Consider the following 16169-nt stretch of genomic DNA (forward strand, 5'->3'; position numbering starts at 1 on the left):
AAGGGTATGTTTGATCGATACCGATTCACAATATTAGGCTGCGGTTCCTCTCCAGGAGTACCACGCCCTAATGGTGATTGGGGAGCTTGTGATCCAAATAACCCTAAAAATAAACGCTATAGAAGTTCTTTATTAGTTGAACGTATTAAACCATCAGGAAAAAAAACAACGATCGTTATTGATACAGGTCCGGATTTTCGCTCACAAATGATTGATGCGCGTGTAAGCCATCTTGATGCAGCTCTTTATACACATTCTCATGCAGATCATATCCACGGTATTGATGATTTACGCAGCTATGCACTTGCACAAAAATGTTTAATCGATATCTATGCAGACAAGTTTACATTAAAGCATCTCAAAAATGCTTTCGGATATTGTTTTCAAACACCAAAAGATTCCTCTTATTCACCTATCTTAAAAGAGCATCTTATCGATGAAGACAGCCAATTTATTATTCAGGGGCAGGGTGGAGCAATAAGCGTCAATACGCATTTACAACACCACGGAAACATTCATTCCTTAGGTTTTCGTATTGGGAATGTTGCCTATTGTACAGATGTTAGTGAATTTCCCGAAAAAACATTATCTAAATTAATGGATTTGGATGTTCTTATCCTTGAAGCCCTCCAATTTAAATCTCACCCGAGCCATTTTTCTGTTGATCAAGCATTACAATGGATAGAATATTTAAAGCCAAAACAAGCCATACTCACACATATGGACAGATCTCTAGATTACAATGAGGTTGTCAATTACGTTCCAGCTTATGTAAAACCCGCACATCAAGGTCTTATTTTTGAAACAGAGACATAAGCTTATTAACGCAATATTTTACGTTAAATAAAAATGCTTTTTAAAGATTAGCCTTTATTTTGTTTTATTTTTGTCGTAATTGGTGCTTTTATGTCAAAAATGAGGTTTTTTTATGTATAGATATTTTAAGCGGGGAATATGTATTGTGGCTTTAGCTGTTTCCTTAACAGCATGTGGGGGACGTTTAGAAAAAAATATTTCAACGACAACATTACATGACGGAACAATGAGTTGCGCCGATATTCAACGGGAGTTTTTTGCTAATAAACGTCAGATTAATGATACAATTGTAGAGCGTTCTAAAGCAAGAAACAAAAATGTAGCTTTAGCAGCAGCAAGTGTTGTATTTGTACCTGCTTTGTTTTTTATGGATGTAAAATCAAGCGAAAGTAATGAAATTTCAGCTTTAAATAATCGTAATGCTGTTTTGAGTGATCTTGCGCGTATGAAACGTTGTAAAATAGCACAATAATTTTTCTTATTTATACTCCGTAATTTTATTATAACTATTTGGTCTTTAAGGGGATATACTTAAAGACCAAATAGTGACATACGCTCTTTAATCATTTTTCTCCAAATTTTCCATGAATTTTTGGCGAGGTATATATACATGTTCTAAAGTAGAGTTTGCGGTGTTTCTATTCCGGTTAGAAGATTTATTTTGTGTATCATACTTATCGCATAATATATATTATGGAACTTTTTTGGAAGGGATATTTTATAGCATCAACACTTTAAAAAACGAATGATCATTTTTATGAATATCTTCCGCTAAACATTTATAAACATATGAGTTGTTTGGCAATTTTAATTTTAAAAACTTGATGACTTTAGATTGAAAACCGATCGTGTTTTATTCTGACTGGAAAGTTTTAATCACACTCGTTTTTTATTTTTTACTCTTTTAAAAAAAAACATCATAATTTGTAGGATCACAAAAGCTAAAAATAATATTCCATGAAATAATGGTACAAATGGCTGATCAATAAAATTGGAATAATAGATTGTTATTGTTTCAATCAATGCAGCGCTACACCATAAAATAATGCCCCATAGCGAATACATCCAAAGTCCAATCAAGGCAACAGGATAGAGAATGGCCAATATAGCTGATGCAAATTGCCACTGCCAAGGCATAAGGTCAAAGCGCCATAGAACACCTGGAAAAACACCAACAAGGCGTATCCAATAAAAAATACTCAAACTTAAGCAAATAAGCGCCAAAAAACGTAAATAACAGTTATAAATTAAGTCGATTTTTGAAATCCGTTTTTGTGCACTATTTTTCACAATAATAGCTCTTGTTCAATAGGTTGGAAGTAAGAATTGACCATTTCATCTGTTACATTTGAAAGTTTATCTGGCTGCCATTGAGGTGTTTTGTCCTTATCGATTAACATAGCACGTATCCCTTCATGAAAATCATGTGCATTAATCATATGATGTGCAATGCGGTTTTCAATTTTTATACAATCTTCTAAAGTTCGAGGTATATTTTGTTTCATTTGTTTCCAGATAACTTTTAAACTCATCGGAGAACGTGACTGCAAAATATCATAACATTCTTTAGCAAATAAAATACCTTCATTAGTTTTTTTATTAAGCAATTCAAGACATTCTTCTAATGTATTAGCACTAAAACAAGTGTTAATGATACAACGTATTTCATGACTTGTTTCATAGTCTTTTGTAATTGCGCACTCCTCTAAAGCTAAAGTAGGATTTCCTTTCTCAATAACAGCTTTTCTAATTATATCGAATTCAATTTCAGGAACGGCATGTGTTGCTAATCCTAAATTTAAACAATCTCCCCATTTGATACGAGCACCAGTTAATGCAAGATAAATGCCAAAATGATTGGGAAGAGATGGTAAGAAAAAACTTGCACCAACATCTGGAAAAAATCCAATCGCAGCTTCCGGCATAGCAAAAACTGTATTTTCTGTAACAATTCGATGTGAACCATAGAAAGAAATGCCTACCCCTCCTCCCATCCAAATACCGTTTAAGAAAGAAATGTAAGGCTTTGAAAAACGTTTGATATAAGCATTTAAACTATATTCATCCCTAAAATATTGATAAGCAGAAGCACTTCTCCCCATATGATAGATTTCTACAACATCTCCACCAGCACAAAAAGCACGCCCCTCCCCTTCAATTAAGACACAAGAAATATCATTATCTGTTTCCCAGGTCTTGAGAGCTTTTTTTAAAGCGGAAACCATCCGCCCATTAAGAGCGTTTAATGCTAAAGGGCGTGAGAGTTTTATAATACCAGCACATCCTTCTTTCGCAAAAGAAATATCATTACCCGCTCCAAAATCAATTTGCATTTCATACCCTTCTTAAAAAAACAACTAGTCTATTGTTTTTTTTATATTTTTTGCCCCAAGTTGAGGAAATATTTGCATGATCGCGCCAATACAATATATATAAATTCCTGTTATTGAAATCCCTATTTTAACCCAATATGGAGCCTCTAATTGATAAAAGAAAGCCACAACACCAAAGAAACACCATAAGAGAAAAATTGGAAAATTAATTCTCCGTAACCGAAGGACTCTTACAGGATGGATGAAATAAATTGGCAAAAAAGATATAATTGCCGATAAAACAATGATGATAAAAGTAATCCATTCCTCTGGTCTTACGACAAAAAGTGTAAAAACCATCATATTCCAAACAACAGGAAATCCTTTAAAAAAGTTTTCTTTGGTTTTCATACCAGTATCGGCATAATAAATAGCCGATGAAATAACAATGATTGCACTCAATGCAAACGATAACCCTATCCCCATAAAACCACTTTGATAGAGAGCAAAAGCGGGAATTAAAACATAAGTTACATAATCAATGATATTATCTAACAGCTCTCCAGACCATGTTGGAAGGATGTATTTAACATCAAGTTTGCGTGCAATTGGTCCATCTATACCATCAACGAGAAGTGCAAGCCCAAGCCAACAGAACATAGCTGTCCATTCTTTTTGAGAAGCCGATATAAGAGAAAGAAACGCTAAAAATGATCCCGAAGCTGTTAGTAAATGAACAGAAAAAGCTTTTGCTTGTGGCATTGTTACTTTTTTATGGCGTAATAATTTAGCGTTTGTTTTAATTTTCTTTGTTAGCTTACGTTTCAAGGCTTTCTTATCCTCGTTTTTAAAGTCTTCATCCATCTACCAATACGCCATTTTTACTCATAATATGACTTAGCGTAAAAAAATCATAAAAAGGTTACTTTTTTATATCGCATTATTTATTACATAATATAATAGAAGAGCTTCGTACAATAAAAAGAGAGCAATCATTTGGAAATGTTAAAATATTTGCTCAATGAAAAAAGGCTCAACGCGTTGTGATACTTGAAAAGAAAGAATATAAAGCTATTACTGTTATTGGTGCAGGTCCTGTCGGGATGTTAGCCGCATTGAGGCTTGCGCATAAAGGTTTTTCTGTTTTTCTTGCTGGCCCCCCTGCTCATACAGATGAGTTACGGACAACAGCTCTTATGATGCCCGCAATACGCACGCTCCAAAAACTTAATGTTTGGAATAGTCTTCAAAAAAAGGCTGCAGCTTTATCGTCCATGAGAATTATAGATATAACTTCTAGGATTGTGCGTGCACCTACGGTGCATTTTTCTTCTGCTGAAATTGGTGAAAAAGCTTTTGGCTATAATATACCCAATGTAGAATTGAACAATGCTTTAATCGATGCTGTTACACAGACGCCCAATATCAAAAGATTTTTTTCTGAAGCCAAATCTTTTTATCACACAAAAGACCATGTATCCATTACTCTTGCTGATGGTAAAGTCATTCAAGCACCATTTGTTATTGCTGCTGATGGACGTCACTCTCTTGCGCGTGCAGCAGCGGGAATAAGTGTCAAACAGTGGAACTATCCACAAAAAGCACTTGTTCTCAATTTTTCTCATGAGTTTTCTCATCAAAATACATCAACTGAATTTCATACAGAACATGGTCCATTTACACAGGTTCCGCTACCAGGGCGAAGATCCAGTCTTGTATGGGTTGTTCACCCTTCTCGTGCAGAGGAATTATTGAATATAGAATCAAAAGCAATTGCAAAAATAATTGAAAATCAAATGCAATCAATGCTTGGAACGCTAACCTTGGAAACATCAATCCAAGCATGGCCACTTTCAGGGCTTCTCTCTCATCATTTTGCTGCGAATCGAACGATTTTAGTGGGTGAAGCTGCTCATGTTTTCCCCCCTATTGGGGCACAGGGATTAAATTTAGGATTCCGTGATGTTCAAACTTTGATTGATATTTTACCCAATCGAATATCCGATTCTAACTCTGAAATGATTGTTACACGATATAACCAATACCGCAAACCAGATATATTAATCCGAAGTGGAGCTGTTCATACCCTCAACTCTGCGTTACTTTCCCATATGTTGCCTGTTCATATCATGCGCAGTATTGGGCTTGGTTTATTACATAATTGCTCGCCATTACGTAATTTATTTATGCGCGAAGGAATGTATCCTGGTTATGGTTTCAAGGAAATGATGCAAATATTTCCAACAAAATTGCCTAAACAACTCTTTTGAGAAATAATGGATTAATAATTCAAAATAAAAAAATAGTAATACGTACATAATATGTAAATAAATAAAGAAATAATTATTTCTAATAATACATTTTTCAAGTATATTTATTTAGTAAAAATACAATATTCTATCATAGGTTTTCTGATGTAAATATTTAAGAATGTTTTTAAATTTGAACATATCCAATAACAAAAAGGAATTGTTTCATTCTTTAAGAAATAATGTAATTTACAATCCTCTTTACCAGTTTTTTTAATTCATACTGGAGTGTTCGTTCTATTGATTTACGTGCTTTTTTTAAGCAACATCTAGCACTTAAACCCATTTCGTAATATCACCTCTATTAATAGTATAAACGGAAAGCCATTGAACACGATCATTTTTACGCTTATGAAACATGCAAATCAGTACACTTCATAGTTGTTTGTCATCCTCTAATGTTTCAGACCCTTTGAGCATTTTTAAGAGGTATTTTATTCCTTCATAGCTTTTTACTCACACATCATCAGCCCCTTTTTGACATACAAAATAATGAGTTATTACTATAAATCTATGTGTTATCAATGAACAACATAAGCGCTCTATTGTTTATTATTGTGCTTTGAATCATATCATATTAATGATATGAGGCACTTTTTTTCATATTGTTATTAAGCATTTAGATTTCAGTGTTGCTCTTACACCATTTTGTTTTTCATAAGAAAAATAAATTATATTAAAATAATGAATCATATCTCTTTGAGAGAGTATAATAATATATTTATAATAATGATAATAAATTAATTAAAAATATAATATATATCTTATATTAAAGATCAAATACTATAAGATAAATAAAATAATATTTTACAATATTTATTTTATAGCATCAATTATTACTAAGAATGAATAATAAAAAAACAGTTTTATTTAATCAATAAATTTTCATTTTTTTGTTAAGTATAATATTAAAAATAAAATCATCTTGGGAACCTGTTAGTAACACAATGGTTAATGAAGTGTTGTTTGAACAGAGAGTGACAAGATGAAACTAAATAACATTTTGAAATTAAGTATCTTTTTTATGGTGATTGTATGCGTTTCATTGATCGTCTCGATTTCAATCAGTGAAGTTTTTCATCTTCCTTATTGTCAAACCTTTATCTATAGCTCTACTCAAAGTGTCACTAAAATAGGTCAGAATTCATTTACTGCTTCACAAGTTAAAAATTGTCTTATGCAAAATGGTTTTGAGAACATTAAACGATTGCGTTTAGATGACAAAGGCATCTGGCGTGCTTTAGTGAAATTTAAAAAGTCCCATTTTTTCGTATCCGTTGATTATTCGGGAACAATTAGCATTCAAAATGAAAGAAAAAAATATGATTGATTTTAAAACTTATAGAAACGTTTCTGTTCATCGTTGTAAGAAAAAATTGTTCAAAAAGTGCTGTCATTCTATTAAAGAATTTGCTTTCATTGGTGGTTTAAATGGTAGCATATCAGGAGCAATCGCAGCAACTCTTGCTACTTATGGTTATATTGCTCTTCCAGGATTTGGTCCGCTTATCGCAATGGGTATAGGAGTAGCGCTTTCTGCCGGAATGATAATAGGAGCACTGATAGGATCAGGAATGGGAGGAAGTGTCGGTATAGGCTGTATTTTATGGGAAATTTATATGAATCATAATAGACCTTTGTTTTATAAATTTCACAATGAATAGAAAGTTATCGTCATTTTTTTATGAACAAAACATTAAAATCATCAGCAAATTATATGCTCTGTTTTTTGATGAAATGATCATCATATTATAAATATGATAACAGCTAACTTATTGAAATTACTTGCTTAATTTATTATTACACCTTTAAAAAATAGATTTTTTTTAAGAATCTCTTGAAGAAATGTAAGCGAGATATAATTATTCGTTCATAAAAGCTACATTTATTATAAATAAAAAAACAAGTATTATATTTAGAATATATATAATAATATATTTATTTAATGTTGCTAATAACTAATATTTATACTTAATTTATTTTTTTAATTTAAATTTAATTCACTTATTTATATTTAATAATATATATTATTACTAAAATTTTAATTAATATAATTATTTTTATAGATAAAATTTATTTAAAATAAGCATAAAGGTATTTTATGAAAAGAATATTATTTTTATTATTAGTTTTTATGGCATTTTTAATGCACAAAAACGCTGCATTAGCGCTCTCAACAAAAGTAAATATTTATAAACTAGAAGATAATAATTCCAAAAAGGCTATTGGTAGCATTAAAATTGAAGAAAACGCATACGGTTTGATTTTCATCCCTAATTTATCTACTTTACCAGAAGGGATGCATGGTTTTCATGTCCATGTAAATCCTTCATGTGATACAAAAGATGGCATAATTGGTGGAAGTGCAGGTGGACATTATGATCCTGAGCATACCGAAAAACATTTAGGACCTTATAATGTCAATGGTCATCTTGGTGATTTACCAGCACTTTATGTTGATAAGAAAGGGAATGCCACGATGAGCGTTCTTGCTCCACGATTGAAAAAAATCTCTGAAATTACGGGGCACTCACTAATGATTCATTTGGGGGCTGATAATCAATCAGATGAACCATTACCGCTTGGCGGAGGTGGTGCACGTTTGGCATGCGGTATTATTAAAAAATAAAAAGCGTATTGTGGTAAATTGTATCGTATGCTTCCCTTTATTATAAGAAGTGATAGAATTTTATTTTTTTAAATCTATTTCAATAGTTTAAATAATCTATGGGAATATTTTATAAAGTTCATATTTTTTTTTGAATGTTTAATGCGTATGGTAAAGCAGTGAACAATAATCAAGACGAACAACAATCCAAACTAAAGAAATAGGGATATAAATTCTCCGAAAGAAGATCTCAATATGAGAGAATAATATTTTCAATGCTTGAGTAAACAAAGCAAAAAATTTGAATTTCACTCTCTACAATAGCAAATTTGTAATAAGTAATCATTATCTCGTATCTAATGAAATCACGCCCATACACAAAATAAAATGGGTCTAAAGCAGAATTTTACTCACCCCCGCTTGATGCATACACAAAATTTTGATTGATTCACTATCAATATAAGATGTCTTGAAACGATTGAATGCTATAATATTCTAATCCTTAATTTAAGTTAAAAAATAATAATTATCGTTATAAATCAATATAATAAGACAAATAAAATAGTTTGAGTAATTTTTTATCACTCTGAACAAAAGAGCTTTTAAACAATAAAGTCTTTTTAAAAATAACCTTCATGACCCCATATGATCCCAATCGGATGAACGCATCTCGCCGGTTTGATAAAATTGACGAATGAGCTTGATATAATGAAGAAAGTCTTTATTTTCCTCCGCTAATCTATTAGCTGTATCCCAATCAATATCACTGCGTTCTTTCGCTGGAATTATGATCTCACTTTCAGAAGCGTTTTCCTTGTCGAGTCTTATAAATCCAATTCCATGCAAACTTGAAAGCATCCGAAGTTCTTTTAATGTATCAACACCTTCAACTTCACTAGCCACTAAATAACTAAAATTAGCCCATGAAGAATTGCTAACCGTTTGAAAAAATGCTTTTCGTAAATTTGAACGATTGATAAGAATTTTAACTTCAAAAGACCAAAGCTTCGTCTTTTTATCAAAATATTGCAAAACGCAATCTTTGATTTCACGATTCCATTCCTTACTTAAATCTTGTATTCCTACGAGATCCGGATAAAGCCATTTATTTCCGCCCAAACCATGCTTATTATGAGAACATTTCTCATTAATGCGTTTGCTGTAAACTGCAAGTTCTGACCATAAAAATTTAGATAATAACGGATAAAGGTCATATTCTTTAATAGAACCATCTTCTTTTATACAATTTGTATTGTCCTCTACTGCATCAATTTCAGCGCTATCTGTTTGTCTTGTAAAATAATATTGCCGTGGTCGTCCTTCAGTGGTTTTAATTTCTGGATAACGCTTTTGTAACTGAGGTCGCTGAGAGCCTATTTCAGCGACAATTTGCTGAATAAGAGCTGTATCATTCTTAAGAGGAGCGATTGTTGCCGTTGACCGCTTTTGTTTTTGGCGGCATTTTTCTGGGTAATTTTCAAATATCCATTGAGCAATGTCTCGAGCTGTAAATTTTTTTGTCGGATTTTTCTTTAAAAAATTAAAAACAGTGTTTGTTAAATTCAAAGTCATATGTAAAATGGTCCACTTTTATCCTCTGGATATTTCATTATATTCAGATGTTCCAAAAGAAAAAACAACAAACTGTTGAATTTTTTTTTGAAAAAAGCATATCTCTGAAATTACTCAATAAAATTAAACTATTTTTTCTGAATTTATCACTATAAACTCAAGAACTGTTTCATATAAAGTAAAGTTAGGGTGTATTTTCAGAAAAAATTGTAAATGAGCTGCAAATCTCCATAAAAAAGCCTAATCTTGTATAACTTTTCTATACATTTTTCCTTTTATTTTTATGTACTTAGAAAAAATAATTTTTTGATTTAAGTCCCCCTAATATTTTTAAATTAATGATGCGATAGTGCAAAAAATTAAAAATAATATTCAAATATTTGATCGAGCCTCACATCCGTCAATTAAAAAACTTATGTGTTTATTTTTGACGCGAAAAGTTATGAGCCCTCAAGTATAGATTCTGAAATAGTAAACTCTGCGCATAAACCTTCAAAACTACTATTAGCTTTAATAGCATCATGGGGAATAAGAACATAATACCATTTTTTACCGCCATAAGTAGCCGCATAGCGCGTTGCATGACAACACCATTGAACTGCAGCTTCTCTCTTTTTTAAAACAATAACGTTTTGTATTTCAGAGGCTTTTTTAGGCTCACAAAGATATTTGGCATCCTTCGTTTCTACAACAAAGTCCGGTTCATAAGTTGATCCTTTATCATACTCTATCTTGAAAAAACCTCGAGCGGGTTTCATCCATTTCAATACTTGTGAATCATCCTCTAATATCTGAGCAAATCGTAATTCCCCTTCTACTGAATCAAACTTTTGCAAAGGATAACAGCATTTTTTAAAACCGCTGAATACAAGTTTTTTAATATCGCTTTTAATGGCAGGAATATTACGAAAATCAACAGGAGATGTTCCTTGCGGCAACACATAATGGATAGGTGTTAAAGTTGTAAAACTTCGTGTCACTTTGATCTCATAATCTTTTTGCGTTTCCCATTGATGTTCTCTTAATTGCGCAACAATAAAATCACTCAGCTTATGCTGATAGTGAATTAACACGTTCTCAACGGCTGCGTCATTGGGTAAATAAGATCGGAAATGCTCTACCATCTGACCAGCTAATTTTCGTAATAACAGCGTATGGCTATCATAATCGATAAAGTCATTATCAATTAAACAACGAATGATATAATTTTCAAGATGAGGCTCTTTGATATATTCATTCTTAGAAGTAAGAAAAATGCTTTTGTGGGTACGCAATTCTCGAATTAAAAGCTCTTTACTAACAGGTTGCAAATTTAAGCTTTCTAGATTTTCCAAATCAAAATCAGAAAAACCATAAGTGAACTCACGTGAAGGTACGAGTACAATATTGGGAATATCTATCATCAATTCTGCTAATTGTTTTGTCAAAATTGTAACCACTTTTGACACGAGAGACTTTTGTGCTAGCGGCATAGTACTCATAATTTTATTGCTCATTTTTTCTTGTATCGGTGCAGAACAAAGCATTTGAGAACTTGGTAAATTATCATTCTCTTTGATAATATTCCACGCAATAGCAGCAATTTGTTGCTCTTCGGGCGTCAATATAGGGGAATCTGTATTTCGTAACATGATATTTTGTAGATCTGATGCTCTATCTATATCGCAATGACGCGTTCCCACCGTTTGCATAAATAAAACTTCCATTTGACATGGAACCGTCACTATATCTGTTTTTTCAGAGGGTATGTCCCCCTCTTTTCCAATCTCAATATGCTTTTTTATAATTGATTTTGGATCATTTGCACGGTCAATAATATCCTGAAAACGATCATGCGCAATGATTGTTAAACGATCAATAGCTTCTACACCGCTCCTACATCCATAAGGCAAACGCAATCCACGCCCAATTGTTTGCTCTGTTAAAATTTCTGAAGCCGATGCACGCAACGGTACAATCGTATAGAGATTGGTAACATCCCATCCCTCCTTTAATTTATTAACGTGAATAACAATTTCTGTTGGTTCATGAGGATCTTCAATCGCAATAAGCTTTTGAATATTTTGATCTTCTTCTATATTTGACTGCTTTGTATGAATCTCTAAAACTTTTCCCTTATAAGCCCCTGCAAAAAAATCATCTGACTCCAATAAATCACGCAATTTCTGTGCATGATTTGTATCTTGAGCAACAACTAAAATAAAAGGCTTAACGAACTTTTTGTTATAATCTTTGGCATAAGCGATTAAATCTGCTTTCACGTTTTCGTGTGCAAGAATTGCATCTTGTAATTTAATATGTTCTAACTGCTCAGATGTATAATTTTGCGGTTGAAAATCTTTACGTGTAGCAACAGCAGGCTCTTTTACAAAACCATCCCTCATAGCCTCTGCAAGTGAATAACTGTAAACAACATTTTTAAAATCTACAGGTTTTGCACCTATTGTTTTCGGTGTTGCTGTAAGCTCTATTCCTAATATAGGTTTTAACTCATTAATTGCCGCCGCACCAGCAGAAGCACGATAACGATGTGCTTCGTCCATTAACAAAACTAAATCAGGTAGATTTGCGAGATAATCAAAATAACTTTCACCAATCGTCTCTTGTAAGCGTTTAATCCGCGGAATACTAGATTTTAGTACGCCTTTTTTATTATCCATTGTATTAATTTTAGAAATATTAAAAATATTGATAAAGGCTGTATCCCTATTTTCAAACAAACGCTTTTGTCCGTGAAAGTGGTGTTCATCAGCGCGAATACCTTTACCACTTTCATAATCTTCACCTGTAATAATGACTGGTCTATTGGCAATAAACTCACTCATTCCACTGAAAACATATTTTGAACTTTGGGGACTAAAATCCTGTTTTAATTTTTCATAAATAGTCAAATTTGGCGCTAAAACAAAAAAGTGACGACTACGTCCTGTTAAATAAAGATAGCTGATAAAAGCGCCCATAAGTCGTGTTTTCCCAACACCCGTTGCTAAAGCAAAACAAAAAGAAGGGAAGTTTCGTTCAAAGTCTTGTACAGAAGGATAGAGATTTTTTACCAATTCTAATTCTGCAATCAAATCAGCACTTTTAGAAAGCTCTATATTTTCTAAGATGTTCACCAAAATATTTAACGATTCACGTTGAGGCTCACGCAACGATAAGCGAGCAGAAATCCTTTTTTCAACAGTGTTCATGAAAAACTCCGCTTTTTTATATATTATCCCAATAGATCTAATTCTACTTGTGCAATATCTTTATCTTTGTTGCTTCCTTTGATGTCAATCATTGGTTCAAGATTGGATATATTTAAACTGTAATCATCTCTTCCCCATTCGCATTTTTCTAATACTACACGGGGAATTTTAGTCAGTGTGAGATTCTCAAAGGATGCTGATTTTGTATCAAAAGCTGTACAACAAATCAGTAACGAGCGATGAGAACCTACCTCTTCGCTCATAATACGCAGCTGTTCATGGGGCATGGCGCTCGTTGTAACATAAATATAATCTGTTTCCGTTGAATACCCTTGCATCCAATAATGATTTTCATCTGGTGCATAGGTAAATCCCATATGTTTGCACATGGCTTCTGAAAGCATCGCAGCATTGTATTCGCGACTAATAATCCATTGTCCCCATGGATCTTTTTGCAACAGAGAAGGTGCAAGGCGATAATAACGAAACCCACCGCCACCTTGCCAATTGACACTTTTAGAAATTCCCCCTTGATCGGTTCCATCAATCACTTGTTTTAAACGAGGAATAATATGGGTGTGGCAATGTTCACCAAGTTCAATCATAATCCACCTGCGTCCCATTTTATGAGCAACAGCCCCAGTCGTGCCGGAACCCGCAAAGGAATCCAGAATAAGATCACCGGGGGTTGTTGCAAGTTGAATGATGCGTTCCATTAGACGCTCAGGTTTGGGAGTTGTAAAGACATGATCAGAATTAAAGGCTTTGACTTCTCTTTTGGCATCTTGATTATGCCCTACTTCCGTATAGGGCCAAATCGTCATTGAAACCATACCATTTTTTACTTCTGATAAAAAACGCTTCAAAGAAGGAATATTGCTTCCTGTTGGACCAAACCAAATGCGATTATCTTTCAATAATTCAGAGAATTTTTTTTCACTCATAGCCCAACTTCTACCATGAGGAGGCATCACTTTGCGTCCAGAAGGTGTGACGATTTCATAAATATCTTTAAGCGTCACCCTTTTTACGGATAAGTCTCCAGGTTTCCAAGGACCACGCGGATCATTATCAGGATTTTTATAGCGTGCATCCATAGCGCTTGAACGAGGAAGCAAGTAAGGGCGCCAAATCGTTTTATCTTTGGCATAAACCATTATGAAATCATGATTATCAGAAAACCATTTTGTATCATTTTGTGGAGCATATTTCTTTTGCCAAATGATATTGTTGATGAAATTTTGGCGACCAAAAATCTCATCCATCATCACTTTAAGATAGGCTTGTTCATCATCATCAATGGATATCCAGATACTTCCATCATCCGCAAGCAAATGATGTAATAATTCTAGCCTGTCTCTCATAAGACTGAGCCATATGGAGTGCTCCAAACCATCTTCATAATGTTCAAAGGCATTGCCTGTATTATAAGGTGGGTCGATGTAGATACATTTTACTTTTCCTGTATATTCTTGTTCAAGTGCTTTGAGTGCAAGCAAATTATCACCAAAAATAAGTTTATTATCAAAAATATCCTGCGATGATATTTGATGCAAGGCATGATAAGACTTTTCAAAATCTTCTAACAAAATACAAGATTTAAGTTTGGGGCGTTTCTCTTTACCAATCCAGTTAAGTTCTAATTTTTGTTTATTATAAAGCATGTGATCGTTTTTAAATCCAACTGTTTGCGGAAAACGATGTATTTGCGAACAGTATTATTAGTACCATCCGACAGCAATTTGCGCTTCTTCTGACATACATTCAGGTGTCCATGGCGGATCAAAAGTCATCGTGACTTCAACATGCGAAACTCCTTCAACGGCACTAACTGCGTTTTCTACCCATCCTGGCATTTCACCAGCAACAGGACAGCCCGGTGCTGTAAGAGTCATTTCAATTTTTACTGAACGATCGTCTTCAATATCAATACGATAAATCAGTCCTAGCTCATAAATATCAGCAGGAATTTCTGGATCATAAACTGTTTTAAGAGCAGCAATAATATCATTCGTCATACGATCAATTTCGTCTGCTGGAATTGCTGATATGTAAGATTTTTTATTTTCGCTTACAGTTTCAACAGTTTCTGTAGAATGACACTCTTCAACTAATTCAGCCATTAAAAAATGTCCTTGTTTCTTTCAATGCTTCGACTAATTGATCTACATCTTCTTGAGTATTATACATAGCAAACGATGCGCGACAAATAGATGTTAGACCAAAACGCTGTAATAAAGGCTGTGCACAATGGGTTCCCGCGCGTATTGCAACCCCTTTTCTATCAATAAACATAGCGATATCATGGGCGTGAATTCCTTCAATTGCAAATGATATAATAGCTCCTTTATTGGGAGAATGACCATAAATACGCAATGACTCGACCGTTTTAAGTTTTTCATGCGCATAAGCTAAAAGGGACATTTCATGCGCATGAATCGTACTACGACCTTTCTCTTGTATATAATCAATAGCTGCCGCTAATCCAATAGCTTCAGCGATAGGAGGCGTGCCTGCTTCAAAACGATAAGGAGGAGCATTATAAGAAACCTTGTCGGTTGTTACTACCTCGATCATTTCTCCTCCCCCTTGAAAAGGACGCATTTCCTCTAACCGGTGTTGTTTACCATAAAGAACACCAATACCAGTGGGACCATAAAGCTTATGGCCTGTAAAGACATACCAATCACAGTCGAGATCTTGCACATCAACGCTTAAATGTATTGCTCCTTGAGAACCATCAACAAGAACAGGAATAGAATTTTGATGTGCTCGCTTAATAATCTCTTTAACAGGAGGCACAGTTCCTAATATATTAGACATATGTGTTATAGCAACAAGCCGCGTTTTCTCACTTAAAGCCTTTTGAAAATCTTCAATATGCAAGACCCCATTTTCATCAACAGGAACAAAAATAAGTTTAACACCTTTTTGTTCACGAAGAAAATGCCAAGGAATAATATTTGAATGATGTTCCATGATCGTTAGAACAATCTCATCTCCTTCCTTGAGTTTGGACATAGCCCAACCATAAGCGACAGTATTAATAGCTTCCGTCGCATTTTTCGTAAAAACAATTTCATCAGCTTTTTGAGCATTTAGAAAAACACGAACAGTTTCACGAGAATTTTCATACGATTGTGTTGCTATATTGGCTAAAAAATACATCCCCCTATGCACATTAGCATAACTATCGTTGTAATAATGATTCATTGCATTGAATACTGATTGTGGTTTTTGGGCCGAAGCACCACTATCAAGATATGCTAATCGCTTTCCATAAACTTTATGATGTAAAAGAGGAAAATCACGTCGAATTTCGTCAACATTATAATTGGATGTTTGTATATCATTTTCCATT

General features: G+C 33.6%; 14 protein-coding genes. 6 read left to right on the top strand and 8 right to left on the bottom strand.

All coding sequences use genetic code 11. The features are described 5' to 3' along the window. Positions 1-6: 6 nt before the first annotated feature. Both BTR_RS05550 and BTR_RS05555 read left to right on the top strand, forming a co-directional pair. Entirely contained in the window at positions 7-816 is an 810-nt protein-coding gene (locus tag BTR_RS05550) for an MBL fold metallo-hydrolase (protein WP_012231743.1), read from the top strand. Between the two features lie 112 nt (positions 817-928). Continuing rightward, positions 929-1288: a hypothetical protein gene (locus BTR_RS05555; protein ID WP_012231744.1), complete on the top strand. Its 360-nt coding sequence runs from the start codon at positions 929-931 to the stop codon at positions 1286-1288. Positions 1289-1692: 404 nt separating this feature from the next. On the opposite strand, the gene BTR_RS05560 is transcribed toward BTR_RS05555, so the two are convergent. From BTR_RS05560 to pcsA, 3 genes are read right to left on the bottom strand one after another with little or no spacing between them, the layout of a single operon-like run. Continuing rightward, a complete protein-coding gene (locus BTR_RS05560; RefSeq protein ID WP_012231745.1) occupies positions 1693-2106 on the bottom strand; it encodes a DUF6163 family protein in 414 nt (137 codons plus the stop codon). Further along, positions 2103-3149, bottom strand: a complete 1047-nt coding sequence (locus BTR_RS05565) for an enoyl-CoA hydratase/isomerase family protein (RefSeq protein WP_012231746.1) — start codon at positions 3147-3149, stop codon at positions 2103-2105. Before BTR_RS05565 ends, BTR_RS05560 begins: the two co-directional genes overlap by 4 nt. A 24-nt stretch (positions 3150-3173) precedes the next feature. Further along, on the bottom strand, positions 3174-3992 hold the full coding sequence (pcsA, locus tag BTR_RS05570) for a phosphatidylcholine synthase (RefSeq protein WP_038473576.1): 819 nt from the start codon (positions 3990-3992) through the stop codon (positions 3174-3176). A 179-nt stretch (positions 3993-4171) separates the two neighbouring features. Here pcsA and BTR_RS05575 point away from each other — a divergent pair, with 179 nt between their 5' ends. From BTR_RS05575 to sodC, 4 genes are all read left to right on the top strand, one after another. Next, positions 4172-5398 carry a UbiH/UbiF family hydroxylase gene (locus BTR_RS05575; RefSeq protein ID WP_012231748.1) on the top strand — a complete coding sequence of 409 codons (1227 nt, stop codon included), beginning with the start codon at positions 4172-4174 and terminating at the stop codon, positions 5396-5398. A gap of 1024 nt (positions 5399-6422) precedes the next feature. Continuing rightward, on the top strand, positions 6423-6767 hold the full coding sequence (locus BTR_RS05580) for a hypothetical protein (protein WP_012231749.1): 345 nt from the start codon (positions 6423-6425) through the stop codon (positions 6765-6767). Next, a complete protein-coding gene (locus BTR_RS05585; protein WP_038473579.1) occupies positions 6745-7101 on the top strand; it encodes a membrane protein in 357 nt (118 codons plus the stop codon). Before BTR_RS05580 ends, BTR_RS05585 begins: the two co-directional genes overlap by 23 nt. A 437-nt stretch (positions 7102-7538) precedes the next feature. After that, positions 7539-8066, top strand: coding sequence for a superoxide dismutase family protein (sodC, locus tag BTR_RS05590; RefSeq protein WP_012231751.1), 528 nt, complete (start codon positions 7539-7541; stop codon positions 8064-8066). Between the two features lie 612 nt (positions 8067-8678). Here sodC and BTR_RS05595 read toward each other — a convergent pair. The 5 genes from BTR_RS05595 to BTR_RS05615 form a co-directional block, all read right to left on the bottom strand. Beyond that, on the bottom strand, positions 8679-9617 hold the full coding sequence (locus BTR_RS05595; RefSeq protein WP_012231752.1) for a COG2958 family protein: 939 nt from the start codon (positions 9615-9617) through the stop codon (positions 8679-8681). 440 nt (positions 9618-10057) lie between these two features. Beyond that, positions 10058-12808, bottom strand: a complete 2751-nt coding sequence (locus BTR_RS05600) for a DEAD/DEAH box helicase (protein WP_012231753.1) — start codon at positions 12806-12808, stop codon at positions 10058-10060. A 23-nt stretch (positions 12809-12831) separates the two neighbouring features. After that, on the bottom strand, positions 12832-14472 hold the full coding sequence (locus BTR_RS05605; protein ID WP_012231754.1) for a site-specific DNA-methyltransferase: 1641 nt from the start codon (positions 14470-14472) through the stop codon (positions 12832-12834). Between the two features lie 57 nt (positions 14473-14529). After that, complete coding sequence (locus BTR_RS05610; RefSeq protein ID WP_012231755.1) at positions 14530-14931, bottom strand: SUF system Fe-S cluster assembly protein; 402 nt, start codon at positions 14929-14931, stop codon at positions 14530-14532. Continuing rightward, positions 14924-16168, bottom strand: coding sequence for a cysteine desulfurase (locus tag BTR_RS05615; RefSeq protein ID WP_012231756.1), 1245 nt, complete (start codon positions 16166-16168; stop codon positions 14924-14926). The genes BTR_RS05610 and BTR_RS05615 overlap by 8 nt, the downstream gene beginning before the upstream one ends. Between the last annotated feature and the right edge of the window lies 1 nt (position 16169).

The sequence above is a fragment of the Bartonella tribocorum CIP 105476 genome (assembly GCF_000196435.1).
GTDB lineage: Bacteria > Pseudomonadota > Alphaproteobacteria > Rhizobiales > Rhizobiaceae > Bartonella > Bartonella tribocorum.